Source organism: Nostoc sp. FACHB-133 (genome assembly GCF_014698055.1).
In the GTDB taxonomy this organism is placed as follows: Bacteria; Cyanobacteriota; Cyanobacteriia; order Cyanobacteriales; family Nostocaceae; genus Nostoc.
On record NZ_JACJSH010000032.1, the window covers coordinates 59,676 to 84,697 of the forward strand.

Genomic DNA, 25,022 nt, shown 5'->3' on the forward strand with positions numbered 1-25,022 from the left:
TAGGGACGTTGTGCCAGTGAAAAGTATAAATATATCTCTCCCTGATGCAATGCGGACTTATATAGAAGAGAAAGTGGCAACTGGTGGTTACAGCAGCGTCAGTGAATATTTTCGTGAGTTAGTGCGCCAAGACCAAAAGCGTCAAGCGGCTGAACGTTTGGAAACGATGCTTTTAGAAGGTCTAAATTCTGGGAATGCAACTGAGATGACTCCTGATGATTGGGAAGATATCCGCCAAGCTGTGCGGGAAAGAATCACCAAGCATAAAGGGTCAAACCAAGGTTAATGAGCGACGTAAGCAAACGACCGCAAGTCATCCGCGATTTGATAGAATTAGCAACTTATATTGCAGAAGATAACTTGGAAGCTTCAGATAGGTTTCTTGCAGCAGCAGAAACAACTTTCAAACAACTGGGTAAAATGCCAGGGATGGGAAAATCTTGTCAATTTTATCATCCTAATTTATCTGGTGTTCGACAGCAAGCAATAAAAGGATTTAAAAATTACCTTGTTTTTTATCTTCCTTCAGATTCGGGTGTAGAGATTCTTAGAGTCATTTATGGCGGACGAGATATCGTAGCAATATTGGATGAAGATTTAGGAGATAACAAATGGGAATAGTAAGATTAAAAAATGTCAAATCATCAAAAATTTAATAGAAAAGTAAAAGTCTTAAACCTTAAGACAGGCAAGTTTACAACTAAAACTATTTCTTTAGATAACCTTATAATTCGCCGAGAATTAACAAGCCAACTTACTTCCGGGCAAATTACTCGAATTAAAATAATTTACTCATATCTAGGTTTTTTGTTCAAAGATAGTTTTGAAGATTGGGTAATGGATTTCACACGTGATGTTTTTCCAGAGCCGGAAATTAGATGTTGGGAAAGAATTACTATTGTTTTTGTAGAATATACAAAGCAGAATACATTAAGCTTTAAGCAGAAAAGAGATATACTATATAGACTTCTAAACCTCTCTTTTGGAGAAAAACCAAAGGATAAATTATCAAAGAATTTATTTCTATTTTGGGAGCAAATTATAAAGGAAATAATAGAAAAAAATACTCTAAATCCACCTTTGTCAACAGAATTAACTGATAAAATAACGGCGAATGTTATCAATGAGGAAAACATCGATTATATCGAGTTAGTTGTTGCTTACCATAAATATATAAATAAGCATAATTTGGATTATGAAGGAAGGGATAATATTTTAGTGAAATTGATGCATCTGATGGCTGGAAAAGAGCCTAAAGATGAGCTTTCGAGAGAATTACTTCATATACTTGAAAATAAATTTAATCCGCAGAATATTACAGATGATAGAGAGCGGGTTGTATCCGTAGTTGTTCAACGCAAAGGGCAATCAAAATTTCGGCGCGAGCTACTAAAAGCCTATCAAGGAAAGTGTGCTATTACAGGCTTCGGCCCAGATAAAGTATTACAAGCTGCTCATATTATTCCCTATCTTGGCAGTGAAACAAATCATCCCTCCAATGGAATTTTACTTCGGGTAGATATACACGTACTTTTTGATCAACACTTACTATCTATTGATCCAAAAAGCTATGAGGTAGTAATTTCTCCTAGTTTATGTGGGACTAATTATGAAGGACTCGGCGGAAAAAAATTACTACTTCCTGATAAAGACAGATTTAAACCTAATTCAATTGCATTGGAACAGCATCATCAAACTTTTTTACAAAAATGTGAGAAATAAAAATACCCCTCCTCACTTGTGGAGGGGCGCAAAAGTGGGGTAAGATTCAATTAAATTGTTCAATAATTCCGCCACCTAACACTTTCTCGCCGTCGTACCACACCGCCGCTTGTCCGGGGGTGATGCTGATTTGGGGTTCATCAAACACCAAACGCACACGAGAGTTTTCCAACGGAATCACCGTCACTGGTGTAGGTGTTGAACGATAGCGAATTTGCACTTCGGCATGAATTGGGGTGGATGGTTCGGCAATAGAAACCCAATTTACCCGATTTACAGTGCATTCTGGCTGAGTTACCTTAGTGCGATCGCCTACTACTACTTTATTATTTTCCGCATCTAATTCAATCACATACAACGGTTCGGCAGCAGCAATCCCCAAACCTTTGCGCTGGCCAATGGTGTAGTGATGCACACCATCATGCTGTCCCAAAACTTTGCCTGTGGTATCGACAATATCGCCTGTTTTGGGAGCTAAATATTTATCCAAAAATGCCCGCATGGAACCGTTACTTTCCACTAAGCATAAGTCTTGACTTTCTGGCTTATCAGCAGTTTTCAGTCCGTATTCAGTCGCAATCCGGCGCGTATCAGTTTTTTCTAGTTCACCTAGAGGAAATATAGTTGCTGCAAGTAAATCTTGAGACAAATCATAGAGAAAATATGACTGGTCTTTGTTGCGGTCAATAGCCCTTAATAACTGGTAACGTCCAGTTGCTTCGTCATAGCTAATTCGGGCATAATGACCGGTGGCAATGCGATCGCATCCCAATTCTTCACGAGCATACTGCACCATTGGCCCAAACTTCACCGTTTTATTGCATTGAGAGCAAGGCAAAGGCGTGATTCCAGCACTGTAGCCAGTTACCAAGTAATCGACAATATGCGTTTGAAAGACATCCCGAATATCTACAATTTGATGGGGAACGCCCAGTTGTTCACAGAGATCAGCCGCGTCGATCATACCTTCAGAGCAACATTGACCTTTGCCTTTCATTAGCCAAAGAGTCAAACCAATCACTTCATAGCCCTGATGGTGCAGGATAGCTGCGGCGGTGGAACTGTCAACGCCACCAGAAAGACCAACGACGACTTTTTTCATACAAAGCACGACACGATAGCTGCGTGGTTGTCCAATTGTAGCACACACTCTTTCAAAGCCTTGCTACCAAAGCACTTCGGTTTTGAACCCACGGCTTTTAAGCCGTGGGTTTCCCCTGTTCCCTGTTCCCTATTCCCTATTTCCTCTCAAAGATGTATTTTTTGCCACGCAGATGAGCTAATTTTACGTTAACGCTATATAGTTGCTACAACGGTGAACTAATTAGTTCCTGATGGAAATTGCTTAAAAATACTTTGACTACTTTCTAAGTACTATGTCGAGAGGAATACCAAGTAAATTTACCCGATTTCAGATGCTGCGCCGAAGTTCTGAGGGTTGGAAGCTCACTATCCGATTTCTCCCTCTGCTAGTAGGAGGATGGTTAGTGCTGATTCCTGACTATGCCCCAGCTCAAGCACAAATCCACAACAGTATGCTACTGGCTCAACAAGGAGGTGAAGCTTTACCACCACCGCCAATTCCCTTTGGTCAACAGCCATCACCGCAGTTACAACCAGCAGAACTAGTGGAGGACAATCAATCCGATCTCAACTTTCAACCCCCGCAACCATTACAAAATAATCAATCGGATCTGAACTTTCAACCGCCGCAACCATTACAAAATAATCAATCCGGTCAGAACTTTCAGCCCCCCCAACCTACACAGTTTAGTCAATATAACCAGAACTTTGAGCGCTACTTAGTTTATGTAGATAGTAGTGATTTCCAGACGCTACAAGCAATCCGTCAGATTGAACCCAGTGCTTACATTCGCGAGTATCAAGGAAGGAATGTTATTCAGTCAGGTGTTTTTAACAGAGTATCTAACGCCCAACAACGGGTGAGTGAGTTACAGTCACGGGGAATATATAGCGCTCGGATTATCAGCTTTGGTAACGGACAGGAAATAGATGTAGGTAATAGAGGCTTTGCAGGGGAACGCAGCAATATAAATCCTCCCAAGCAAGCCTCTAGATATTATGTCGTTATTCCGACTACTCAAGAACAGTTATCTGCGACCGCAGAACAAATTAGGCAGAATCTAGCCCGATTTAGTCAAGATTTAGGACGATCTGGCGCAGTCCTCGAAAGGACGCAACCACGAGGGCCACACGTAGCAGTAGGGCCTTTCTCTGATCGATTCCAAGCTGAGGAATGGAACAAGTATCTGCGAAATATAGGATACCGAAATGCCAGGGTTTTCTACGGTAAATGAAGAAGTTAGGAGTCCATCGATTTTAGATTTTGAATTTTGAATTGAAGAACAAATCTAAAATTTAAAATCCAAAATTGATAGACTCTCTACTCCCCCAATTCTTAACGCAGGGATTCAATAATTACCGCTATTGTAATTAAACACAACAGGATAATTCCCACAGGAAGCAAAAACTGTTGTAACAGGTACAGCAGTATAGGTATAATTTGTAAGATACCTAAACCACTGGATAGGACATAAGCGATCGCAATCCCAAACAGCACTAACAAGAAATATTTCAAAGACTTAGAAGCAAAGCGAAAGAGAAGTGTATCCTGATTGGTGTCCATAATTTTACTCACGAAAGTAGCTGATTTTTAGCAGTGAATATTTTTTTTGATTTCCCATTTCTCATTTACAAAATCAGAAATGGGGAAATCATACCCAGCACGAAGATTAGTTTTACACGTGGATATTTCCCTGATTGGGTGAATTATTCAGTGATTGTTGTTGCTTTTGTGGATTGCTTTGCTTTTCATAACTAACTAATAGTTGGAACGAAATAAACAAGCCCAACAACAGCAGCAAAAACGAGCCGAAGCTAGAAGAATACTTATTTATTTCTCGCTCAACACCACATTTCAGGCAAACATATCTATTGGGATTACGTGTATCTTGGGCAAAAGGGCACTGATTCTGATTGCAATCATGATGACAATCTCTGTCTAACATCATTGAACCTCCTGTAGGATAAAGACTTACATACTTAGTTGTAAATATGCTCTACAGAATCTAGTTAGTTAATACCCACTGCTGTTTAGTAGACACCACTTTCAGGAGTCATTGATATAGGACGGTAACAAATAACATCTGTGATTTACTAAGGTTGCAGTAGTAACGCTGGTAAAATCTGTCCTCAACCACCTTATTATTGGCGCTTAACTTAACTTCGCCTGTATTACTTACAACAGTAATACAGTCCATAATGCTTTGCAGTCGGATAAAGTAAGCTTCCTACCCAGTAGGAAAAAGTTTTTTTGTAGTATGGAAGGTAGGAAGAAGTAGTAAAAGTATGGTTATAATGAATTACAAATGATACATCAAGTTAGCAAATGGGTGTAGAAGAGGCCTTAGAGTTTGTAGATAACTTGGTTTTTCTCAAGACGGGAGAACATCTAGATAAAACTCAAAGGATTATCTTGCGTAATTTGTGGGAGGATGAAAAGCGGACTTACCAGCATATCGCCAACAGCCGTGGCTATACAGAAGCGCATTTAAAAGCAGTTGGTGCAGAACTTTGGCATTTACTCTCCAAAGTTCTAGGAGCAAAAGTCTCAAAATCTACCTTCCAAGGCGTAGTTCAAGGATTTAGAACAAACCAACAGTCGCAAAAAGCTTCTCAGATTCCAAATCTAGCGACGAATGGAACTAAACCCCAAGATTTAGATTCTAACTTTGTAGGACGCGATCGCCAAATAGCCGAACTCCACACCTTATTCAGTCGGGGAGAAAAAGTTATCCTCATCCAGGGTGAAGGTGGTGTTGGCAAAACAAGATTAGCACGCAAATATTTTAAAAGTCAAAAATTTAATTTTGTCCTAGAACTGTGGATGGCCACAGAAATCCAAAACCTGACTCCTGTAGAGAGTGTAGTTGAAGAATGGCTACGGCGATACTTTAACGAAGAACCGGGAAGAGACTTTGGGATCAGCTTAGAACGACTACGGCGCAAACTCCGAGAACAAACTTCTAAAATTGGGGTGTTTATCGATAATCTAGAAACTGCTCTCGATAAAAATGGTAAGTTCCTAGAATATCGTCGCCCTTATGTTGAGCTATTGAGAGTATTAGCAGACTCAGATGTGCATTCAGTTACTTTAGTTACAAGTCGTGAGCGTTTGCGGGAGTCTAGCGTAGAGGTTTATCTTTACCCACTCGAAGGTTTAGATGATGAAGCATGGCGAGAATTTTTCAGCAGTTGCCACATCAATTGTGATTGTACTATTCTCAGCGAAATGTGCAGAGCTTATGGAGGTAACGCCAAAGCAATGCAAATTCTCCGAGGAGCAATATTGACGGATTTTTCTGGTGATATTCATTCATATTGGCAGGAAAACTCTACAGATTTATTAATAGAAAGAGAATTAAAAGATTTAGTCGCAAGTCAATTTAACCGTCTCCAACAAATTGACTTAGAAGCTTATCGTCTCCTTTGTCGTTTAGGATGCTATCGTTATCAAGATATTCCTTCACTACCTATCGAGGGAGTTTTATGTTTGCTTTGGGATGTACCAGTCCAAAAACGGCGAGGTGTAATTAAAGCTCTACAAGATTTGTCTTTGATAGAAGCAAAAAAAGGACAATATTGGTTACATCCTGTAATTCGTGATGAAGCGATTAGTAGATTAAGATTAGTCAGTGAAGAATGGGAATTAGTAAACCGAAAAGCCGCAGAATGTTGGACACAGAGAGTTACATCTATTAAAAATATAAATGATGCTTTAACTGCTTTAGAAGCTTATTATCACTATGTAGAAATTAGTGATTTTGAGCAAGCTGGTGATGTAATTTTACAAGGAAGAGGTAAAAAATGGGGTACAGGTTTACCTTTAGGTTCCTCGTTTTACCAATTGGGACTGCTTCAGAAAAATTTTTCTGTAATTAAGAGAATAATAGACGATATAGAATCACCAGAAAGATTAATTAGACTTTACAATATCCTTGGCTATACATATCGAATAATCGGTTGCATTAGAGAAGCGATAGAATGCTATGATAAATCAGGAAAAGTCTTAGGCACATTATTAGATGCCAAACAAACAGAGATTTCTATTTTGTTTAATACAGGGCTTTGCAAACTTGAATTATGGGAAATACAAGCAGCCGAAGATTGTTTCAATTCTGTTTGTATACTTGCTGAACAAAATAGCAATCTTGATGATTACATGACTTATGCCCAATGCTGTCTAGCTATGATAAAATCACGCTTTGGTAGCAGAGAAGATGCCTTTAATCTTGCTGAAGTTGCCTTTTCTAGCATCTCAACATCAACTAGAGTGACTTTGTGGGGAATAGGGCATAGTTTAGTAACTCTCTGCTTAACTTATAAAAATTTAGGTAATCTGAAAAAATCTTTTGAGTTGTGCCAACGAGCTATATTTCATTCGGAAGAAAACAACTTTACTCAGATTAAGGCTAAAGCTATAAGTTGTCTTGCGGAACTTTTCCGAGAACAGGGAGAATTTGCAAGAGCAATTTTTCATCATTCAGAAGCAATAGAAATTCTGGATAAAATTGGTGCTAAATCAGACTTAGCTGAGGCTTATTATCAATTGGCATTAACTCATAAAAAAATGGGTGAAATTAGTCAAAGTAGGGAAAGTTTTTTACAAGCAATCGCACTTTTTAACGAAATGCAAGCACCAAGACAAGTTGAGAAAGTCCAAACAGCAATGGATTGTTTTGAAAAATAGGCAGTAATACTCGATTTTACTGCTTATTCCTGTTTTCTCATTTAGATATGAAGTCTTTGGAGTGACAGTTTAGGAACTAAAGTAGGAATTTTACTCAATCCAGATGAGCGGATTGTTGAAGTTTACAACCTTGGACAAGAAGCAATAATACTTCGTGATGGCGATATTTTAAGAGTTCCCGATTTGCTCCCAGGATGGGAAGTACCAATTTCTGATTTGTGGCCTTTAGAGTTTGATTAGGATATTAGTAAAAAGTGCTACGAAGGTGATGGCTAAAACTAAAAGTTATGGGTTCCTATGTAATCCTTTAACCTTCAGAAGTTTAAAAACTACCGAATAAGGACGTGTTTGGGAATTGAAAAGCTTCCGGTCATTTTCGGCAAGATGATATCGCTCTGGGGTAATTCTTGGTTCTTCAAATTCGTCTACAGAAAAACCTGCTGCTTTGAAGACTTTCCAGTAATCGGAAAGAGGGCGGTGGAACCAGATAAATGGTGTTGTGAAATGATTCCAAGGCTCGTCGTTGTGTTGTGTCCTTTCAAAGTAAGAAGAAGCCCAACTATAAGAAACTGTCCCATCCTCATTTACAGTTGTCGAGTTGCCTTGGGGAAAGCAAGGATGTGAGAACACAAGGATTGCAATACCACTAGGCTTAAGAACACGATTGAATGCCCTTATTGCTCCTTCGAGATCGAGCAAATCCATGAGAACATAATTTGAGACGATCATATCAAATTGCTCATCTGGAAGCGACTTTAGTTCAGTGCATGAATCCAAATGAAAATCTATATCTAGATTATTTTGGCTAGCTCTGAATTTGGCAATTTCTATCATCTGAGGTGAAAAATCTATACCAGTTACACTGGCCCCTTTTAGACAAAGCTGGCGTGCCAGATACCCTGTGCCACAACCAGCATCGAGGACAGACAATCCTGCAACGTTACCAGCGAAACTCCATAGTACTGGATCTGAGTTCAAAATTCGATTACTGTCACCATCATCGCCAACTTGAATATCCCAGTCTCTAGCTCTATTGTCCCAAAGTTCAAGTATTTCTTGATCGTCAAATTTTGCCATGATTTCTTCAGTCATGTCTTCCTCCTGAAAAGAATTACTTAACAGAACTAAATTATTTTCACATAGATATCTGCTGAAGTTTATGCTTCATGGTACTGTAGTGCTGCATTTAATACTTAGCTGAATTGGGAGAGTAAACTTTTGATAGGTAAAATTCTGGTTAGTGGCGGTAAAGGATAAAACTATCAAAATTTGGCAACTGTCATAGTGATTTAGTTCCTCATCAACTGAGTAACGGTAGAATATACCTAATTTATAATTTTCATAGCTTCAAAAGCCTAACCATGACGATGCATCCTACACTCCAACGTGCATTTACTAACCGCCGCGTTCTGAAAGTGATTAGCGGCTTGAATAACTTCGACGCTGCTAGCGTTGCTGCTACTGTCAAAGCTGCGGAATTTGGCGGTGCTACTTTTGTTGATATTGCCGCCGATCGCGCTTTGGTACAGTTAGCTAAAAGTTTGACAAAGTTACCAATTTGTGTATCAGCAGTAGAACCAGAAAAATTTGTGCAAGCTGTGGCGGCTGGTGCTGATTTAATTGAAATCGGGAATTTCGATTCCTTCTATGCTCAGGGTCGTCGCTTTGAGGCTCCAGAAGTGCTAGCGCTGACTAAGCAAACCCGCGCTCTTCTCCCAGAAATCACCTTATCTGTCACCGTTCCCCACATTTTGGAACTAGATCAACAGGTGCAGTTAGCAGAAGAACTGGTGAAAGCTGGAGCAGATATTATCCAAACCGAAGGCGGTACTAGCAGTAACCCAGTTCACCCTGGAACTTTAGGATTAATTGAAAAAGCTGCTCCCACCTTGGCAGCAGCTTTTGAGATTTCCCGTGTGGTGTCAGTGCCAGTATTGTGTGCTTCAGGCATTTCTAACGTTACAGCACCATTAGCGATCGCTGCTGGTGCAGCTGGTGTTGGTGTTGGTTCCGCCATCAACCAACTCAATAGTGAAATAGCAATGATTGCTGCTGTGCGTGGCTTAGTAGAAGCTTTGGCAACTGCAAGAGTGCTAACTCAGAAGTAAGAGTAGGGAGTGGGTATTGGGCATTGAAAAGAGGTAGAGGGGCAGGGAGCAGACGGGAAAACTCTTCTCCCTTTCTCCCTGCCCCCTTTCCCCCTCTCCTCCACTCCCCTCACCCCAAACAATCCTTCAACGCATAAATCACCTGGTCTTGCTGGTGCTGTGTCAATTCTGGGAACATGGGCAAAGCTATGACTTCATGGCAAGCTTGCTCTGCTATTGGTAAGTCCCCAATTTGATAGCCCAGATTTTGATAAACTGGCTGCAAATGTAAAGGGTAGGGGTAATAAATCATTGAACTTACGCCCTGTTCTTGCAATTGATTACGCACCCAATCTCGATATTTGGCGCTAGAACCATTTCGCCCTTCGCCTGAGATGCGAACAGTGTATTGATTCCATACCCCAATACCCCCAGGTAATTCTTGAGGCGGGACGATTCCCGGAATTTGGCTAAGGAATTGATAGTAATAGTTGGCGATATCTCGGCGGCGATCATTCCAAGTATCTAAATAACGCAGCTTAATCTGCAATATGGCTGCTTGGAGAGCATCCAAGCGGCTATTTACACCGATTTCCTCGTGTAAATATCTAACTTTACTACCATGCTCCCGGAGTATTCGCAGTTTAGTAGCGATCGCAGGATCATTAGTCGTTATAGCTCCGCCATCACCGCAACCACCAAGATTTTTGGTAGGGTAGAAACTAAAGCAACCAATATGTCCAATACTTCCTACTTTTTCATCAGCCCACATTGCGCCTGTAGACTGAGCGCAATCTTCAATTATTGACAAATTGTGAGATTGAGCGATCGCCATCAATGATGTCATATCCACAGGTTGTCCAAACAGGTGAACCGGGATAATCGCTTTAGTTTTAGGTGTAATCGCTGCTGCTACTTGCTCCACATCCAAATTAAACGTAGTAGCGTCAATGTCAACAAAAACAGGTTTTGCGCCAACGGCGCTAATTACTTCAGATGTAGCAATAAAGGTGAAAGGCGTTGTAATCACTTCATCGCCTGCACCAATTTCCAAGACTCGTAACGCTAAGTAGAGCGCATCAGTACCAGAATTACAAGCCACACATTGAGTAACAGTATTATAAGCAGCAAATTGTTGCTCAAAGTTTTCAACTAGGGGGCCGCCAATATAGCGACCAGAAGCCAGAACCTCTAAAACGGCTGCACTTACTTCTGCTTCGATGGTGGTGTATTGCTGCTTGATATCAAAGGCAGGGATGGGATTTACACTTTGGATCATGAGTTCTCATTTTATCGGGAGATACAAAGGATGCACTTCGAGAGTCAATTTTTGCTGATTGAATTGTTAATCAAAAAGGAGCAACTAAGAGACTATCGCCTAAGATACGCATCTATTAGGGTTTTTACTTAAATTGTGGCGCGGTAGACTACCGCACATTTAATTTACAGATAGTAGACATACTAGGAGTTTGCCATGTTAAGGTTGTACCATTTTTTAATTTTGAATTGATGAAGGTGATATATATCAACCAAGATCCAACACATCGGATCAAAGTTCCAGGTGTGTAAGCTGCTTTGAGAAGAAAATACTAGGAGATAGAAAACCCATGCAGGATATGATCAAGCTGGATTTCGTGGATTTAGCTATTGCTGTGGGATTGATGGCGATCGCCATTGGTTTATCTGCCTGGGAAAAATTAGGATTAGAGTTGAACCTAGCCCTTGCTACTGGGAGAACCATCTTACAACTTCTTGTATTGGGATACATTTTAGATTTCATCTTGGCTTTAGACAATGCTTGGGCAGTTTTGGCGCTATTAGCAATAATGCTGACAATTACGGCGATTGTCGCACGAAATCGCATCAGCCAAAAAATTCCTCATTTGTTGCCTTTGGTGTGGGGTGCAATTTTAATTAGTACCGTCCTGACAGTGTTTTACACCAACTTCTTGATTATTCAACCAGACAGATGGTATGAACCACAGTATATAATTCCCTTAGTAGGAATAGTCTTAGGCAATGCTACCAATGCAGCTGCGATCGCAGGCGATCGTCTTGTCAGCACCATTAATTCCAGTCATCTCGAAATAGAAACCCACTTGAGCTTAGGTGCAACGCCCCAACAAGCAGTTAGCCAGTATCGCAAAGATGCCATCAGAGCCGGATTGCTCCCCACTCTCAATCAAATGATTCTCATCGGGATGGTCGCAATACCAGGAATCACCACCGGACAGTTACTAGCTGGTGTGAAACCTCTCGATGCAGTATCTTACGAAATTTTGATTATATTTATGGTTGCTTTCGCTAACTTGTTGACAACAATTTTGCTTACTAGGGGGTTGTGTCGTCAATTTTTCAATTCCGCCGCGCAGTTAGTCAGTTAAACAAATCTTCAATTACGAGCTAAGGAAGCTGATACCCAAATCAATAATGGGACTAGTACCGCAATGCGGAATTAAAAATTAAAAATTAAAAATTAAAAATGAATACAGCGTAAGCATTTCATTAATTTAGAATGGGTGGTTTATTTCCGCCGTGTTGTACTAGTCCTTTCAAGGTGACTAGTAAAATCTCTTTTTTCTCTCTGCGCTCTCTGCGCCTCTGCGGTTTAAAAATGATTTTTCGGCGTTGCTTGCGGTGTCCAAGCACTTGTAATATCTACTAAAAAACTTTTAATTTTAATCCCATCGGACTAATTTACAGAAGAATATCTAATCTCATAGAAATTACATATTCCTCCGATCGCATGAGTACAGAATTCAGTAATCTTGGCACACTAGTATCGTAGAAGTTAAAAATTTAATGACTTCTAGAAGTGTCGGAGGTAAATATGAAAAGAATTTTTTTGACGGCAGCAGCCTTACTCAGCACGCTATCTTTAGCCGCTCCGATTCCCGTCAAAGCAGAAAACTCCGCCCCTGTCCGGCGCTTGCTGGAAACTAGAGAATGTTTGGGATGTAATTTAGCAGGAGCAAACCTCAAAGGCGCTCATTTGATAGGTGTTGACCTGAGAAATGCAAATTTAAAAGGAGCTAATCTCGAAGGTGCTAATTTAGAAGGCGCTGATTTAACTGGTGCTAATTTGAAATCTGCTAATCTCACAGAAGCATTTGTCAGCGATACCATCTTAAATAATGCTAATCTCACCAACGTTAATTTGAGTAATTCCCGTTTATATAATACTGACGTAGATGGCGCTGTTTTAGCTAATATTGATTTAAGCGGTGCAGATGTATTCAATACTGCCATTAGCGTTGGTGGTGAATATTAATGGTGAGTCATGATTTCAAAGTGATGAGTTAAGAGTTAAATTCAACTCCTAACTCTGCACTTACTAAATTTTATTCACCAGTAATTGACAGTTCATTAACCCAGATTTTCGGGCAAACTCCCCCTGGCGTTAACTCAGCTTCTTTTTCTACATAAATAATTGACTTTAAGAGTTCCAAGAAATCGCCAGCAACTGTTGCTGACTCAATACTTGTCCTAACACCCTTATTAACTAGCCAACCATCAAATGGCAGAGAAAAGGAACCTTGCAAAGATTTAACTCCTGCATGGAGAGCTTGTAAATCATCGATAAAAATCACATTTTCAGCAGTGTCTAAACTTAGCTCTTCTTCAGGAGTTGCTGTTGTAAAAACATGATAAAAATTGGGGCTAACGCTGACTTTTGCACCAATACTAGCATTACCTGTTGGCTGGGCATTCAACCTTTTAGCAGTGCCTGCACTGTGGAGAAAGCTTGTTAAAACGCCATTTTCAATTAGCGAAATCTGCCGAGTCGGAGTTCCTTCACCATCAAAAGTTTCTGCTCCTACGTTAGCTGGGTGCAGTGCATCGTCAAAAACTGAAAGTAGAGGAGAAGCAATTTGGTTACCTAAATCATCAGGAGTAGATAGGCTTTGATTATCCAAAATGCTTTGAGCGTTGAACAAGTTAGAAAAAGCACCCAACAGACTTAAGAAAGCTTCTGCTGAGAAAACAACTCGATATTTACCAGTCTTGATTTTTTCATAGTTCAAGTGGCTGATAGTTTTATCGGCAGTTTCTTTGATGCAACCATTGATGTCTAGATTATCTAAACTTTGGTTGATTCTAAAAGCACCTGCACTACGAGGTTTTTTTCCTTCTTCTTCAGTTTTGCTGTAAAGATAAACTGATGCTAAAGAATGAGATTCAGTTCTGACTGCGCCATCGCTATTTAGATAGAATCTGTCAATATCTCTTTGTGATAAACCGTTATAAGGCACGCCTTTTATTGCTGGATGAGCTGCGAGTAATTCTTTTTCAGCTATCAACAATCTTTCTATCAGTTCAGCAACAGGTGCTTGGGGTGTCTTATCTTGGGGTTTATTTGCAATAGGAGCAGTAGCTTCGGGACTAAAATCAGGAACATTTTCTTTAACACCAAAGAAACTGGCTTCATAAGCAGTTTTCAAAGCTAATTCCAGTCCTTTGGAATCTACATCTGTGGTGCTGGTGACACCCATTGTATTATCTTCATTCCAGACACGAACAGTAACACCAGAGCGATTTGAAGCTTTAACCTGTTTTGGCTCACCTTGGTCTACTTGCACGCTAGTATCGTCTACTGTTGAGCCATAAATGTCAAATTTTTTAATACCAAGCTTTTCGGCATTGTCCTTAGCAGAGTTTGCAATCTCATTGATATTTGGCATAGTCAATTTTGGATTTTAGATTTTAGATTTTGGATTGGCAGCGATTCTATTTTTATTTAAGATTAGATTTTGGATGTTATTGCTTATATTTCTCTCGAATAATTCTGACTGAAGTAACAGTCAAACAATTTGTTCTTTTAGATTTTAGATTGAACCTACGGAATTATCCGGGAGCATGAGCATTTTGGATTTTGAATATTACCATCCAAAATCCAAAATCGTTCGACTGAGCGGAGTCGAAGTCCAAAATCTAAAATTATTATCGTCCACCGACGGTAATAGAATCAACCTTGATGTGGGGTTGCCCGACTGTGGTGTAAATGCTGCCACTGACAGAGCCACAAAAACCTGGTGCAATTTCCAAATCTTGGGAACACATAGAAATTTTATTCATAATTTCCTTAGCTTCACCAATTAAAATTGCTCCTTTTAGGGGTTTAGTGATTTTGCCATTTTCAATCAAATAAGCTTCATCAACACTAAAGTTAAATTGACCTGTAGCACCAACACTACCACCACCCATTTTCTTACAGTAAATACCTTTATCAACCGAGGCAAATAAATCATCAGTGCTATATTCGCCAGAATCAATATAAGTATTACGCATCCGGCTAGCAGCAGCAAAAGTATAGTTTTGGCGGCGACCACTTCCAGTTCTGGGGTGTCCGGTGCGTGCAGAACCTGTTCTATCTGCTAAGAAGTTTTTGAGAACGCCTTTTTCAATTAATAAGGTTCTTTGAGCAGGCATACCTTCGTCATCCATGTCAATTGTCCCGAAGGCATTTTCAGAGCGCCCTTCGTCCCAGGCTGTTAAACTTTCGTGGGCAATTTTTTCGCCTTTTTTGTCAGCAAAGGGAGTGGTATTGCGTTCAATTTGAGTGGTTTCCAGCAGGTGTCCGCAGGCTTCGTGGAAGATTACGCCGCCAAAGTGATTGGCCATAATAATCGGGTAAGTACCCGATTCTACGTAATCCGCGTAGAGCATTTTGCCGGCAGATTCTGCTATTTTTTCGGCGGCTTGTTGAGAATCCCAAGTTCTCAAGAAATTGGCATCGCTAGTATTACCCGCGCGATCGCCAATTGAGGTACGATTAGCACCATCAGCACACAATAGGTTAAATCCTACCGACTGGGTGAGGCGAATATCACGGGCAAAAGTTCCGTCACTGGCGGCGATTAAGACTTCTTGCCAATCCCGAAAATAGGTAGCACGGCGTGATTGAACGTGGCTAGCTTTTTGCTTCAGGTGAGCAGTCCCATCAAGGAGGACTTCTCCCATTTCGCGGATGGAGCTACACACTGGTAGCCATGCATCTTTACCTCTTTTTGTGGCGTAATCTCTCAGTAGTTCCAGGTTAATTTCTGGGATGAAAGCTTTAGGAGCAGGTAATTGCAATCCCAGGATAGACAGACCTTTTTCTAAAGCTGCTTTCAAACCAGAAAACGAAAGGTCATTAGTGCTGACGTAGCAATCGGCTTTGCCACGAAATACTCTGACTCCCGCACCTGTAGACAGACTTGGTGAAATACTAGTGATGGAATCCTCTTCTGCAAGACAACTAATATAGTTGCGACGTTCTAAAAATAATTCGATGAAGTCAGCGCCTGCGGCGCGTCCTAATCCCAGGAGGGTAGCCAGGGGGGCTTCCCAGGTTTCATCGAAACGCTCTGGTGTAGAGGAATATTGTAAGGTGGGAAGTTGATTCGAGAGAAGTAGCGTACTTGTAAGCATGGGTAGCCTCGTCTGCTGGCGTAATTCAGAGATTTGACTGAAAAATCCTGGTGTGTTCACTCTAGCAAATTTACTCAACTACCATCTTGACCAATTCTTTGAAAAGTAGTGTGGATTTCCCTAACTCTCCTTCAAAAGGGTTGTCAATAAAAAAGCCCGCAAAGGCGGGCTGAGATTTTGAAAATTCCCACCATTGAGGGTAATGGCAGAAAATGAGATACACCTAATATTATGTATTTACTTAGTACTCTTCTCAATGAAGGGAGTCAGGAGCTAGAGATGCTCTAACTCTAGTAAGAAGAAAGAAATTTCCTGACGAATAACTCCTACTAAATATGTAATCTTATTTCCTACAAAGGCTTAATTTAATCCAGACTATCACTCTTAGCTTTATTTACGATTTCCCATTTTCAGTGGAATTCTTGCTGTTTGTCGCTCATTGAAAGTCTGACTTAAATTGGAACTTTGTCCTGTAGATAATAGATTCTTAAACAAGAGCTTCAGTGTGCGAGTAATAGTTTTCAAAATTTTCATCTTGCTCGCAGTTGGCTTTTGGTCATATCTCAAAACCATTGGAATTTCTGCGATTTTTGGTCTGAGTACTTTGGCTTTCAATAGTAAATCTATCATGCAAGCAAATCCACTTTCAGTAAATAGATTTTCACCATAATACATATCTAATTTACTAACAAAATTACGGTTATATAACCTATAGCCACAAGTATAATCTCTTACACCTGGTACACGGGCTGCGATTCTAAATAGCCAGCTAGCTCCGTAACTCATTATCTCTCTAAATTTTGATAAACCTATGACTTTAGAGCCTTTCCGATATCTAGATGCGATCGCAATATCATAGCTACCAGCTATCATAGTGTCATACATCTTTATTAAGAGTTCTGGTGGTTGAGTGTTGTCGCAATCCATTGCGGCTAAAAAATCGCCTTCTTGAGAAATTTCCAAAAACGTCCTAAAACCTGTTTTAATTGCTTCACCTAAACCAGCATTCTTGGGATGTTGGACTAAGTTAAGTAATACTCCCAGTGATTGAGATTCTTCTAAAGCAGTCTGAGCAGTTGCATCACTACTACCATCATCAACAAGAATCAGTTTTATCTCCATATTAGAGATTTGCTGTAATGTCTGAAATCTTTTGAACAAGGGGCGAATTGATTCTTGTTCGTTATATGCGGGTAAAAGAACAAAAAGACTCATAAATACTCCTGTAATTTTTAAAATAAAATCCAATTAATCAAATTTCAAGAATTCAGCAATGTTGATTTCTTGAGAAATTCATCGACCTGTCGCACAACTGCGTTGTTGTTGACGCTATCATTGACCAACTGCGAGGTATTGACGACGAAAAAATCTTCGTTGTCGGTACTCACTTTTGGAACAAGGCTGGAATAATCTAAAACTTGTAGTGGCTGCACTTTAATAGCTCGATTTATATGTGCTGCTACAATGTCATCTGATTTGAGTTCTGGGAACATCAAACGTATACCCTGAAAAAATACTTGGCGCAATTCATCATCAGGCTGTTTTAGCAACGGGTCAGTGGAAAGGATATATTTTGGTAGAAATGTCATGTGATATCCTGCCGTTTCTTGCAAAGAAACTAAGTTGCTCATACCGATGACTCCGGTAAAAGGAATAGTTCTATCGGCGATATTTACGACGTAATAAGGAACTAAAGCTTTGCGAGTAATCAATACCATGCAGATTACACCCAGGTATTCTACTGTTTCACCAGTGTCGGAAACTTTTATCAGTTCATCAGCAGCAACTTGTTGCAAAATATTAACCGGGCCAGTAAAAATTACCTTATCAAAATGCTCCTTCTTACCCTGAAATTCTACCAACATTCCACCACCTGAATGAGGTGCGATATATTCTACTGCAACCCCTGTGTGAATATGACCTCCAGCCGCATAAATTAACTTTTCTATATGGTCAAAAACAGTTTTGTAACCGCCTGAGACATAACCAAGTTGTTCTTTATTTAATGAAGAATCACGCGCTGAAAATAGTCGTTTGATATAAGCCCAAATAAAAACTGCTGATATTCTCTTATAGTTCTCTCCTAATTTGGATAGAAGTAAAGGTTTCCAGAGCTTTTCGTATGTGCTTTTACCACCGAGTTTTAATAGCCAATCTTCTACTAAAATCTTCTCTAAGCGCCGCCAGTTATTAAGACGTGAACCATAGAGCAGAGTAAAAGCTAATCTGATTTTACCTATAAGTCCAAATAGAGGAAAGCGAAGAAATTCTATAGTGTTACTGATAGAATAGAATTTTTTATGATCATAAAATCCTGTTAAACTTCTATGCCAACGCAGTTTATCTCCCAGACCAATATCTCTGAGAAAATTTATTAGATGAGTATCAGAAGGTAGGATAACGTGATAAAAGCGATCCCAAGTAAACAACCCATAATCATGATAAGTTGTCAGTCCACCAAGCTGTTTGTTGCTATCGAAGACAGTTACTATATGTCCTTGATGTGCAAGACGTTGGGCTAATACGAGTCCAGTTATGCCTCCGCCAATAATACCTATATTCATAAATTTAATTTATATTTTTGTAGCTATGTTTTTGAGATTGATCTTCAGAAGCTGTTAATAACCTTAATAGCCTCAACATTTGTGCCTTTAGCTATCAATTTACAACCAGAATTACACCAGATATAATAATAGATATTCCTAACCACTGGCTAAATGCAACTCGCTCTTTTAAAAGATAGTGAGAAGCAATTGGGATTAGTGCATACATTAGTCCTAAAACTGGAAATGCTTGGCTTAGAGGAATTGTCCGCAATACATAAAGCCACAATACAGTCATAAATGTATAGCAGATAAACCAAATCCAAAAATAACGAGACAATAAAAGATTTAAAATAGATGTGCTAGATCCCTTAGTATGGCTAGAAATATGAAGTCCATATTTTAGTGATACGTTAGCTGTGGTTCCGAATAAAACTACAACTATTAAAAGTAGCCAGGTAATAATGTTCATATTCCAATATGTTTTGTAAAATTTACTATAGAGAAATTTATATAGGCTTTTTCAGAGGAATAACTACTAAAAGAATACCTATAAAAATAGTGATTACTCCTGCAATTCGAGTTAGTGTAATCACCTCATTAAAAAAGTAGTAGGAACCGAAAAGTATACCGACATAATTTAAACTAGTCAGTGGATAAGCAATACTCAATTTTACCGATCGCAAAGCCAGTATCCAATTGACTATTCCCAAACAATAAACACTAACAGCTAATGCTAATTTTTGAAGAAATACCCAATCTAATAGTCCCTCATCTGTATGACTCATGGTATATTTCATGAGCAATTGCCCAGAAATACTAAATAAAATACTGACAAACAAGATAATATAGGGAATTATTTTAACGTTTGAAATTTCCAATATAGATTTCATCGTACATTTCCCTCAATCGAGATAGTAGGTATGAACCGGCCAGTAAACAACCTATTGTTTTGGACGTTTCTGATTTCGGTGATACTTTCTGTGCAATTCGACTTCCACTTCCTAAAATAGATAACAACATTAAGAAGGCTATTTTGAAGGGACTGAGATCAAAATGACCACCAAAAGCTGTGCCCAAGAGTTAGCAACTAAATACTATACAGCTTGTAAAACGGTTGCTATATTATTGCAGCATCCGGTATTGTCGGAGTCAAGTGCTTATAGTTGTACTTTCAGTTTGGGTTTACCAAACTGTGAATTGCAGAAGGCTTCCGTATCAGCCAGCTATGCTTCCAGAGTACTTTGTAGTGCGATCGCAACATCTATGTCATAGGTGATGCAGATATCCGAAAATTGAGGGCTTTGTCAGTCTCCAAGCTTACATAACATATCTGTAACCTCGGCTGGTAACTAAGCCGACTAATAAAAACTTGTACTCAGCTTGGGTGTGTATACGTAGTCTTTTTGGACATGGGAACACAATGAGTAATAGAAGTCTGCTTGGCTGCAGAAAATAGAGAGATGAATTAGTCTCAAGTAATGCGCTTTACAGGTCTGTGGGGATTTTACTTAATGTCCAAAGGGAGTTTTTCACGAGACTAACGGCTAATGTAAACTAGCGTTTGGCGATTAACTCACAGCTTACGTTAATTTAAGCAGATTTGAGATGTTTTACATTTAGTCTTAGGCTTGTTTAGATTGTTCTTAATTATATGTAATTTTAACTAGAGCTTTACTCAAAATTTATTGTTACATATAATCACTTACTAGAATACCACGAGAAAAGGGTGTTGCAAATTTATCGGCACACTTCATCAAAAATTCATTTACCGAAAATATACTTAAACAAAAACTTCATAAAATCGAAATTTTCCCATATATATTATGAATTTTTATTTGTACATTTACAAAGCACTTTCTGGCTAATAAACTTACAGAAGTATCGATTTCATGTCAGACTCTAGAAGTGTAAAGCAAAGAGTTTGAGAAAACAGAATTAACCTTGAACAACAGTGCAGAGAATAGTATGTATCTTATAGTACACTAAACTCTTAGTTAAATACAGCACACACCATAGATGAAAACCGATAGTATGAATTGTTTTTTATATTATCCACGAAGATATTAAATTTTATACATCCCAAAACAACCCTAAGTCACTTATGATACCTAGTAAGATGGAAAACTCAATTTCTGAATTTTACGATCAAACTTTATTTGATACTATGATTGATTATGAATATATTTTTAAAAGTTTGCATCGCCTTTCCAATGGAAAAGTTCAACAATACTTAACCTAACTATACAGTTTATTCTCTGAAGTAGAAAATGAAGCTTACCGTTATTAGGAAATAATAAATACAGTACAGTTTCAAGAAGTTGTCAAAATTATACACATATTGAAGGGCTTTTGACCAAAAAGTTACCAAGTTTTGTTTTTAAAGACATTACTGGGTTAGATAACTTATGATTTTTGGCAGTTTAAAATTGAAAAAAATATTTTGTCGTGGTTGAGATTATTTAATTTCTCTAGGTTGTTTTCCTGGAGCTTCAGTTTGTTTGAACTCATTTTTCTGCAAAAGTCTGTTCGTAATGATTAAGACAGCAATTAACAATCCAAACTGAATCTGCCAGGGTGCTAATACTAGACTTAAAATCAAGCTAATAGCCGCGAATACACCTGCAAGATATGCAATTTCATCAGTACTCTTTTTAAACATGTAGCCCGTGGCTAAAGCAGTACACAGTGGTATCAAGAAAAACAAAGGCATCTTAGCAAACCTCTGAATGAAAAGTTATTTATTGTGCTTATAAAACAAATTGTTTTGGTAATTGTGGTCAATTTTACATCCAATAAGCTTTTAGGCACAACAGTCGAACGAAATAAATATTAGAGAAAATCAAGATTACTCAACATTGTATCTTATACCAATTTGAATAATTATTGCGATAGATGAAGCATCCAAAAGCTTGGCGAATAACTCCTTCATTTGTGGTAGATACTGCGTGTAACAAGTTTTCAAAGTAGGGATATTAAGACACTATGCGTAGCAAGGTTTAAGTGTATGCTTATACAAGTGTTTTGGCGATGCTTGTTCTAACCCTCTCCCGACTCAGGATAGCTGCGCTATGCTATACAAACTCTCCTTCATCTACGCTGATTAATAGGGTTTAAAACTTACTTGCGTAGGTGGGTTTTGTCTCTTCGGCTTCTACTCTTGTGAGCAATCATCTGGTAAATTAGCTTAAAACTTTGGCCTTGCGCCAGGATAAGGATCTAGCATATTACCTTTAGAAGTAGCATTTTTATTTTTTTGCATTTTACACACCTAATGCTGAACATTCCTCAACTACTGGCGACTGAAATAAACCTCAAACCTCATCAGGTGCAAAACGCGCTGGAACTTTTGGCGGAGGGTGCAACAATTCCCTTTATTGCACGTTATCGTAAAGAGCGCACCGATGAAATGAATGAAGTGCAACTACGTGAACTGGCTGATCGATATACTTATTTAACAGAACTGGAAGAAAGAAAATCGGTGATTTTAAGTGCGATCGCACAACTTGGTAAACTCACAGATGAACTCAAAGCCAAAATCTCATCCTGCTTACAAAAAACTGAACTTGAGGATTTATACTTACCCTATCGACCAAAGCGTCGCACCCGGGCCACTATCGCCAGAGAAAAAGGACTCGAACCACTGGCAGAATTCATCAAGTCGCTAAATCTCAAAAATGCTGCAACGGCTTCACTGGAAGAAGAAGCAGCTAAGTATATTTCTGAAACCACGGGAGTCAAAACAGCAGAAGAGGCGCTTAAAGGCGCTGCTGATATTTTAGCGGAAGAAGTCGCTGAAAAAGCGGAATTACGGTCATATATCCGCGATTATCTTTTAGAAGAAGGGGTATTTGTCTCCCGCATCAAAGATGATTATCCCGAAGGTACAACCAAATTTGAGATGTACCGTAACTATCAAATTAGGGTAAAAAATATTGCACCTCATAATATGCTGGCGTTGTGTCGGGGTGAAACCGAAAAAATATTAAGCTTTGAAATTGTTTTTGATGAAGATACGGTACTTTACTATCTTGAGTCGAAAGAAATTAAAACCAAAGTTCGGCCAATTCGTGATTTTTATCAGGCAATGTTGAAGGATGCATTTAACCGTTTGATGAAAGTCTCTCTAATGGGAGAGGTAATTTCTGAGAAAAAAATCTATGCAGACATAGAGTCAATCAAGACATTTGAGACTAATCTACGAGAGTTGCTGCTGTCTGCACCAGCAGGAATGAAACCAACCTTGGCGATAGACCCTGGATTTAGAACTGGGTGTAAAGTTGCTGTCCTCGACCAAACAGGAAAATTTTTAGAATATCAAGCGGTTTTTCCTCATCAAGCGGCTGAACAACGCGCGAAAGCAGCACAAACTGTCAAAAGTCTGATTGAAAAGTACAAAATTGAGTTAATCGCCATCGGTAACGGTACAGCTTCCCGCGAGACAGAAGAATTTGTGACGCAAGTATTGCAAACAATAGAACGCAAACCTGTTAAGGTAATGGTGAATGAGTCCGGCGCATCTATATATTCTGCGAGTACTGTAGCGCTAGAAGAGTTTCCCGATTTAGATATTACCGTGCGCGGTGCTATTAGCATCGGCCGCCGTTTGCAAGACCCTTTAGCCGAACTAGTGAAAATCGATCCCAAATCCATTGGTGTGGGACAATATCAGCACGATGTCGATCAGAAGTTGTTGAAAAAGAAATTGGATGACACTGTAGAAAGCTGCGTTAACTATGTCGGCGTAGATTTGAACACCGCCTCCAAAGAACTTCTGACTTCCGTCTCTGGGATTACGGCAACAGTTGCCAATAACATTGTCGCCTATCGTAACCAGAATGGAGCCTTTAAAAATCGCCGCCAACTTTTGAAAGTTCCAAAGCTAGGGCCAAAGGCTTTTGAACAAGCGGCGGGTTTTCTACGGATTCGCGGCGGTGACAACCCATTGGATAATACAGCAGTGCATCCAGAGAGTTATTCTGTAGTAGAAGCGATCGCATCCGATCTAAATGTGCCATTAAATCAGGTGACACAAATTGCCGAAAAACTCAAAAAGACCAACCTGAAGAAATATGTTACCGATAGCGTCGGCGAACCTACACTGCGCGACATCCTCAGCGAACTAGAAAAACCAGGTAGAGATCCCCGTGCTGAGTTTAAGTATGCCACCTTCAAAGAAGGAATTAAGGAAATCAGAGACTTAAAGGTGGGAATGAAACTAGAAGGAATCGTGACAAATGTCGCCAACTTTGGGGCTTTTGTTGATATCGGTGTACATCAAGATGGCTTGGTGCATATATCCCAACTTACTGATAGATTTGTAGACGATCCCAACAAAGTTGTCAAAGTCGGACAAGTAGTTAAAGTGCAGGTGTTAGAAATCAACGAGAAGCTGAAGCGGATTAGTTTGTCGATGAAAACAATTAAACAATAATTAGAAACAGCAGATGGTAGTTTATCAAGTTCGATTCATCAATCCTACACTTGGGTTAGATCGCACAATTCAAGTACCAGACGATCAATATATTCTGGATATAGCAGAAGAAGCTGGTATCCGTCTACCATCTGGGTGTAAACAAGGCGAATGTTCTGCTTGTATTGCCAAACTCATTAGCGGTGAAGTTAATCAAAGCGAACAAAAATTTCTGCGCCCAAGTGAAATACAAGCTGGTTATGTTGTTACTTGTGTAACTTACCCCTTGTCTAATTGCACTTTAGAAACCCATCAAGAACAAGTCTTATATAAGTCAGCCCTTTACTATAAGCCTGAGTCTGGAAAATCTGATTAAATTAATCTTAAATTTGTAGAGTGCATTAAACAAAAAAATTAACGCACCCTTGAAAACATGGCATCACAGTAGGGGCACATAAATATGACAACCACTATAGTTTTCTCAATAATAGACCTAATGGTAGAAAGAAATTCTATCTTGCAAGAGAGGTGAAAGTCTGGCACATAGTTAAAGATGAGATAAGAAGTTACAAACAAAAAAGATTAGGTCAAAAAAATGTTGACACCATTATTAACCGCCCTAGCTACAGCTTTGAGCCTGTTGATTGTTGATTTAGTTGTTCCAGGCGTTAATATTGCTAATTTTCCCGCAGCTTTGATTGCCGCTTTAGTAATTGGTTTAATTAACGGTTCAGTTAAACCAGTTTTGTCTGCTCTCTCCCTACCACTTAACTTTCTATCATTTGGAGCATTTTCGCTCGTCGTCAACGGTTTATGTTTTTGGTTAGCAGCAGTGCTAGTTCCTGGTTTCTCAGTCAGTGGGATTATTGGTTTCCTTCTTGGGCCAGTGATTCTAACTTTTGCTAACACCTTCATTAACAACTACTTCGTTGAAAGAAACCTTTTAACCAGCAGTGGTGATGTAAAAAGCCAAAATGAATTACCTTCTAGATAAATATTAAAAGGGGTAGAAATAGTAATTTCATCACTTTTCTACTCCATAAAAAATATCCGAAGGTGGATTTACTAAATCG

Annotated in this window: 24 protein-coding genes; 12 read left to right on the forward strand and 12 right to left on the reverse strand. The window is 39.2% G+C overall.

Annotated features, from left to right (window positions below; all coding sequences use genetic code 11):
* Positions 1–16 precede the first annotated feature (16 nt).
* From H6G86_RS23520 to H6G86_RS23530, 3 genes are read left to right on the forward strand one after another with little or no spacing between them, the layout of a single operon-like run.
* A complete protein-coding gene (locus H6G86_RS23520; protein WP_190936344.1) occupies positions 17–286 on the forward strand; it encodes a type II toxin-antitoxin system ParD family antitoxin in 270 nt (89 codons plus the stop codon).
* On the forward strand, positions 286–621 hold the full coding sequence (locus H6G86_RS23525) for a type II toxin-antitoxin system RelE/ParE family toxin (RefSeq protein ID WP_190936345.1): 336 nt from the start codon (positions 286–288) through the stop codon (positions 619–621). Before H6G86_RS23520 ends, H6G86_RS23525 begins: the two co-directional genes overlap by 1 nt.
* A gap of 12 nt (positions 622–633) precedes the next feature.
* On the forward strand, positions 634–1,722 hold the full coding sequence (locus H6G86_RS23530; protein ID WP_190936346.1) for an HNH endonuclease: 1,089 nt from the start codon (positions 634–636) through the stop codon (positions 1,720–1,722).
* A gap of 46 nt (positions 1,723–1,768) precedes the next feature.
* Here the strand turns inward: H6G86_RS23530 and mnmA are convergent, their stop codons facing one another.
* Complete coding sequence (gene mnmA / locus H6G86_RS23535) at positions 1,769–2,824, reverse strand: tRNA 2-thiouridine(34) synthase MnmA (RefSeq protein ID WP_190936347.1); 1,056 nt, start codon at positions 2,822–2,824, stop codon at positions 1,769–1,771.
* Positions 2,825–3,137: 313 nt separating this feature from the next.
* Between mnmA and H6G86_RS23540 the strand changes: the two genes are divergently transcribed.
* Complete coding sequence (locus H6G86_RS23540; protein ID WP_190936348.1) at positions 3,138–4,040, forward strand: hypothetical protein; 903 nt, start codon at positions 3,138–3,140, stop codon at positions 4,038–4,040.
* Positions 4,041–4,141: 101 nt separating this feature from the next.
* Here the strand turns inward: H6G86_RS23540 and H6G86_RS23545 are convergent, their stop codons facing one another.
* Together H6G86_RS23545 and H6G86_RS23550 are read right to left on the reverse strand one after the other, a co-directional pair.
* Positions 4,142–4,369, reverse strand: a complete 228-nt coding sequence (locus H6G86_RS23545) for a hypothetical protein (RefSeq protein ID WP_163933087.1) — start codon at positions 4,367–4,369, stop codon at positions 4,142–4,144.
* Positions 4,370–4,481: 112 nt separating this feature from the next.
* Entirely contained in the window at positions 4,482–4,754 is a 273-nt protein-coding gene (locus H6G86_RS23550; protein ID WP_190936349.1) for a hypothetical protein, read from the reverse strand.
* Between the two features lie 377 nt (positions 4,755–5,131).
* On the opposite strand from H6G86_RS23550, the gene H6G86_RS23555 reads away from it, so the two are divergent.
* Positions 5,132–7,492 carry a tetratricopeptide repeat protein gene (locus H6G86_RS23555; protein ID WP_190936350.1) on the forward strand — a complete coding sequence of 787 codons (2,361 nt, stop codon included), beginning with the start codon at positions 5,132–5,134 and terminating at the stop codon, positions 7,490–7,492.
* A gap of 285 nt (positions 7,493–7,777) precedes the next feature.
* Here the strand turns inward: H6G86_RS23555 and H6G86_RS23565 are convergent, their stop codons facing one another.
* Positions 7,778–8,584, reverse strand: a complete 807-nt coding sequence (locus tag H6G86_RS23565; protein WP_190936351.1) for a class I SAM-dependent methyltransferase — start codon at positions 8,582–8,584, stop codon at positions 7,778–7,780.
* A gap of 269 nt (positions 8,585–8,853) precedes the next feature.
* Here H6G86_RS23565 and H6G86_RS23570 point away from each other — a divergent pair, with 269 nt between their 5' ends.
* Positions 8,854–9,600: a DUF561 domain-containing protein gene (locus H6G86_RS23570; RefSeq protein ID WP_190936352.1), complete on the forward strand. Its 747-nt coding sequence runs from the start codon at positions 8,854–8,856 to the stop codon at positions 9,598–9,600.
* 109 nt (positions 9,601–9,709) lie between these two features.
* Here H6G86_RS23570 and H6G86_RS23575 read toward each other — a convergent pair whose 3' ends face one another.
* Entirely contained in the window at positions 9,710–10,858 is a 1,149-nt protein-coding gene (locus H6G86_RS23575) for a DegT/DnrJ/EryC1/StrS family aminotransferase (RefSeq protein WP_190936353.1), read from the reverse strand.
* A 328-nt stretch (positions 10,859–11,186) separates the two neighbouring features.
* Between H6G86_RS23575 and H6G86_RS23580 the strand changes: the two genes are divergently transcribed.
* Positions 11,187–11,963, forward strand: a complete 777-nt coding sequence (locus H6G86_RS23580) for an ABC transporter permease (protein WP_190936354.1) — start codon at positions 11,187–11,189, stop codon at positions 11,961–11,963.
* Between the two features lie 446 nt (positions 11,964–12,409).
* Complete coding sequence (locus tag H6G86_RS23585) at positions 12,410–12,850, forward strand: pentapeptide repeat-containing protein (RefSeq protein WP_114080482.1); 441 nt, start codon at positions 12,410–12,412, stop codon at positions 12,848–12,850.
* Positions 12,851–12,920: 70 nt separating this feature from the next.
* On the opposite strand, the gene H6G86_RS23590 is transcribed toward H6G86_RS23585, so the two are convergent.
* From H6G86_RS23590 to H6G86_RS23615, 6 genes are all read right to left on the reverse strand, one after another.
* Entirely contained in the window at positions 12,921–14,261 is a 1,341-nt protein-coding gene (locus H6G86_RS23590; RefSeq protein WP_190936355.1) for a TldD/PmbA family protein, read from the reverse strand.
* A 259-nt stretch (positions 14,262–14,520) separates the two neighbouring features.
* Positions 14,521–15,993 carry a TldD/PmbA family protein gene (locus tag H6G86_RS23595; RefSeq protein ID WP_163936289.1) on the reverse strand — a complete coding sequence of 491 codons (1,473 nt, stop codon included), beginning with the start codon at positions 15,991–15,993 and terminating at the stop codon, positions 14,521–14,523.
* Positions 15,994–16,383: 390 nt separating this feature from the next.
* Entirely contained in the window at positions 16,384–17,208 is an 825-nt protein-coding gene (locus H6G86_RS23600) for a glycosyltransferase family 2 protein (RefSeq protein ID WP_190936356.1), read from the reverse strand.
* 44 nt (positions 17,209–17,252) lie between these two features.
* Positions 17,253–18,557: an NAD(P)/FAD-dependent oxidoreductase gene (locus H6G86_RS23605; RefSeq protein ID WP_190936357.1), complete on the reverse strand. Its 1,305-nt coding sequence runs from the start codon at positions 18,555–18,557 to the stop codon at positions 17,253–17,255.
* Positions 18,558–18,651: 94 nt separating this feature from the next.
* A complete protein-coding gene (locus H6G86_RS23610; protein WP_190936358.1) occupies positions 18,652–19,008 on the reverse strand; it encodes an EamA family transporter in 357 nt (118 codons plus the stop codon).
* 37 nt (positions 19,009–19,045) lie between these two features.
* Entirely contained in the window at positions 19,046–19,429 is a 384-nt protein-coding gene (locus H6G86_RS23615) for an EamA family transporter (protein ID WP_190936359.1), read from the reverse strand.
* A gap of 163 nt (positions 19,430–19,592) precedes the next feature.
* Between H6G86_RS23615 and H6G86_RS23620 the strand changes: the two genes are divergently transcribed.
* Positions 19,593–19,811 (forward strand): hypothetical protein, encoded by a 219-nt coding sequence (locus H6G86_RS23620; RefSeq protein ID WP_190936360.1) that lies wholly within the window; start codon positions 19,593–19,595, stop codon positions 19,809–19,811.
* Between the two features lie 1,183 nt (positions 19,812–20,994).
* On the opposite strand, the gene H6G86_RS23625 is transcribed toward H6G86_RS23620, so the two are convergent.
* On the reverse strand, positions 20,995–21,249 hold the full coding sequence (locus tag H6G86_RS23625) for a hypothetical protein (protein WP_190936361.1): 255 nt from the start codon (positions 21,247–21,249) through the stop codon (positions 20,995–20,997).
* A gap of 561 nt (positions 21,250–21,810) precedes the next feature.
* On the opposite strand from H6G86_RS23625, the gene H6G86_RS23630 reads away from it, so the two are divergent.
* From H6G86_RS23630 to H6G86_RS23640, 3 genes are all read left to right on the forward strand, one after another.
* Positions 21,811–23,970 carry a Tex family protein gene (locus tag H6G86_RS23630; protein ID WP_190936362.1) on the forward strand — a complete coding sequence of 720 codons (2,160 nt, stop codon included), beginning with the start codon at positions 21,811–21,813 and terminating at the stop codon, positions 23,968–23,970.
* A gap of 13 nt (positions 23,971–23,983) precedes the next feature.
* Entirely contained in the window at positions 23,984–24,325 is a 342-nt protein-coding gene (locus H6G86_RS23635; protein WP_190936363.1) for a 2Fe-2S iron-sulfur cluster-binding protein, read from the forward strand.
* A 219-nt stretch (positions 24,326–24,544) separates the two neighbouring features.
* Positions 24,545–24,943, forward strand: a complete 399-nt coding sequence (locus H6G86_RS23640) for a phage holin family protein (protein ID WP_185581901.1) — start codon at positions 24,545–24,547, stop codon at positions 24,941–24,943.
* The last annotated feature ends 79 nt before the right edge of the window (positions 24,944–25,022 follow it).

Coding starts and splice junctions, on each gene's coding strand:
- H6G86_RS23585 (WP_114080482.1), top strand. CDS start 12,410: ATGAAAAGAATTTTTTTGACGGCAGCAGCCTTACTCAGCACGCTATCT.
- H6G86_RS23540 (WP_190936348.1), top strand. CDS start 3,138: ATGCTGCGCCGAAGTTCTGAGGGTTGGAAGCTCACTATCCGATTTCTC.
- H6G86_RS23580 (WP_190936354.1), top strand. CDS start 11,187: ATGCAGGATATGATCAAGCTGGATTTCGTGGATTTAGCTATTGCTGTG.
- H6G86_RS23545 (WP_163933087.1), bottom strand. CDS start 4,369: ATGGACACCAATCAGGATACACTTCTCTTTCGCTTTGCTTCTAAGTCT.
- H6G86_RS23570 (WP_190936352.1), top strand. CDS start 8,854: ATGACGATGCATCCTACACTCCAACGTGCATTTACTAACCGCCGCGTT.
- H6G86_RS23575 (WP_190936353.1), bottom strand. CDS start 10,858: ATGATCCAAAGTGTAAATCCCATCCCTGCCTTTGATATCAAGCAGCAA.
- H6G86_RS23550 (WP_190936349.1), bottom strand. CDS start 4,754: ATGATGTTAGACAGAGATTGTCATCATGATTGCAATCAGAATCAGTGC.
- H6G86_RS23640 (WP_185581901.1), top strand. CDS start 24,545: ATGTTGACACCATTATTAACCGCCCTAGCTACAGCTTTGAGCCTGTTG.
- mnmA (WP_190936347.1), bottom strand. CDS start 2,824: ATGAAAAAAGTCGTCGTTGGTCTTTCTGGTGGCGTTGACAGTTCCACC.
- H6G86_RS23610 (WP_190936358.1), bottom strand. CDS start 19,008: ATGAACATTATTACCTGGCTACTTTTAATAGTTGTAGTTTTATTCGGA.
- H6G86_RS23600 (WP_190936356.1), bottom strand. CDS start 17,208: ATGAGTCTTTTTGTTCTTTTACCCGCATATAACGAACAAGAATCAATT.
- H6G86_RS23630 (WP_190936362.1), top strand. CDS start 21,811: ATGCTGAACATTCCTCAACTACTGGCGACTGAAATAAACCTCAAACCT.
- H6G86_RS23525 (WP_190936345.1), top strand. CDS start 286: ATGAGCGACGTAAGCAAACGACCGCAAGTCATCCGCGATTTGATAGAA.
- H6G86_RS23625 (WP_190936361.1), bottom strand. CDS start 21,249: ATGCCTTTGTTTTTCTTGATACCACTGTGTACTGCTTTAGCCACGGGC.
- H6G86_RS23565 (WP_190936351.1), bottom strand. CDS start 8,584: ATGACTGAAGAAATCATGGCAAAATTTGACGATCAAGAAATACTTGAA.
- H6G86_RS23595 (WP_163936289.1), bottom strand. CDS start 15,993: ATGCTTACAAGTACGCTACTTCTCTCGAATCAACTTCCCACCTTACAA.
- H6G86_RS23555 (WP_190936350.1), top strand. CDS start 5,132: ATGGGTGTAGAAGAGGCCTTAGAGTTTGTAGATAACTTGGTTTTTCTC.
- H6G86_RS23615 (WP_190936359.1), bottom strand. CDS start 19,429: ATGAAATCTATATTGGAAATTTCAAACGTTAAAATAATTCCCTATATT.
- H6G86_RS23590 (WP_190936355.1), bottom strand. CDS start 14,261: ATGCCAAATATCAATGAGATTGCAAACTCTGCTAAGGACAATGCCGAA.
- H6G86_RS23605 (WP_190936357.1), bottom strand. CDS start 18,557: ATGAATATAGGTATTATTGGCGGAGGCATAACTGGACTCGTATTAGCC.
- H6G86_RS23620 (WP_190936360.1), top strand. CDS start 19,593: ATGACCACCAAAAGCTGTGCCCAAGAGTTAGCAACTAAATACTATACA.
- H6G86_RS23635 (WP_190936363.1), top strand. CDS start 23,984: ATGGTAGTTTATCAAGTTCGATTCATCAATCCTACACTTGGGTTAGAT.
- H6G86_RS23530 (WP_190936346.1), top strand. CDS start 634: ATGTCAAATCATCAAAAATTTAATAGAAAAGTAAAAGTCTTAAACCTT.